The organism is Microbacterium sp. zg.Y909, assembly GCF_024626565.1.
Window position 1 is genome coordinate 1 of sequence record NZ_JANJFJ010000668.1, and the last position, 1,204, is coordinate 1,204.

At 69.4% G+C, this 1,204-nt stretch carries 2 protein-coding genes; one reads left to right on the plus strand and one right to left on the minus strand.

Annotated elements, in window-relative coordinates:
- Positions 1–118: 118 nt before the first annotated feature.
- The gene (ppgK, locus tag NQ160_RS23990) at positions 119–937 is read right to left on the minus strand and encodes a polyphosphate--glucose phosphotransferase (RefSeq protein ID WP_257517479.1); all 819 of its coding nucleotides are present in this window, start codon (positions 935–937) and stop codon (positions 119–121) included.
- A gap of 71 nt (positions 938–1,008) precedes the next feature.
- Between ppgK and NQ160_RS23995 the strand changes: the two genes are divergently transcribed.
- Positions 1,009–1,204 (plus strand): SPOR domain-containing protein (locus tag NQ160_RS23995; protein ID WP_257517480.1); only part of this gene is annotated, 196 nt, incomplete at its 3' end.

Sequence of the window (1,204 nt, forward strand, 5' to 3'; positions counted from 1 at the left end):
CGAGTCCCCGGGTAGGCCGCTGGAGCGGCACGGCAACGTGTCGCCGAGAGAGATGACCGTCGACGGGGCTTCGGCCCCCGAACAGAACCCGGCGTACAGGCCGGCCCATTCGCTCCGCTCAGCCCGCGACCGTGTCCGCGAGAGAATCGGCGGCGCCGCCGACGGCATCCGCCCCGGCCGTCGTCAGCGCGAGAGCCGCAGCGCCGATGATGCCCGCATTGTTGCGGTGCACCGCCGGCACGATCGGGGTCCTCAGATCCAGCAGAGGCAAGAACTGGTCGGCGTGCTTGGACACGCCACCGCCGACGATGAAGAGGTCGGGGCTGAAGAGGAACTCGACGTGGCTGTAGTACCACTGCAGCCGAGCGGCCCACTGCGGCCAGTCGAGGTTCTCGCGTTCCATCGCCGAGTACGCGGCGTAGGCCTCGGCGTCGGTCTGCTCGCCGGCGCGCTGCAGGTGGCCGAGCTCCGAGTTCGGGATGAGCACGCCGTCGTGGATCATCGCCGACCCGATGCCGGTGCCGAGGGTGGTGAGGATCGTCAGTCCGGCCTGTCCGCGCGCCGCGCCGAAGCGCAGTTCCGCGACGCCGGCCACATCGGCGTCGTTGGCGAAGTGGATCTCGCGCCCGAGACCCTCCTCGAAGAACTTCTCCGCGTCGAAGCCGATCCATGTGTCGGCGACATTCGCCGCGGACAGCGTGCGGCCGTGCTTGACGATGGCGGGGAAGGCCACGCCCAGCGGCATCTCGGCGTCGCTGACGCCCAGCGTGTCCAGCACCTGTCGCACGGCAGCCAGCACGTCATCCGGCTCCGCGCCGGCGGGCGTGCGGACCTTGACACGGTCGCTCAGAAGAACTCCGGACTCCAGGTCGACGAGGGCGCCCTTGATGCCGGTGCCGCCGATGTCCACCCCGACTGCCGTGATCGCATTGCTCATGACTCCAGCCTATCCAGGCCGTCGGAGGCCCTCGGTAAGATCGGGCTCGCACACCCACGAAGGAGCGGAACATGAGCAGCGGCGCAGAGAAGTTCTGGTACAACCTGACCACGGGCAAGGTCGAGCGGGGATACGAGTCGCCGGCCGTCGATCGCGCCGGTCCGTTCGACACCGAAGAAGAAGCGGCGCGCGCACCGAAGCTGCTCGCCGACCGGTCCCGGGCATGGGCCGACGAAGAGGCCCGAGAGGACTCTTGGGGAGCCGGTT

What these genes read in the sequence shown, in the direction of transcription:
- ppgK (WP_257517479.1), bottom strand. Translation starts at nt 937, where the DNA reads ATGAGCAATGCGATCACGGCAGTCGGGGTGGACATCGGCGGCACCGGC.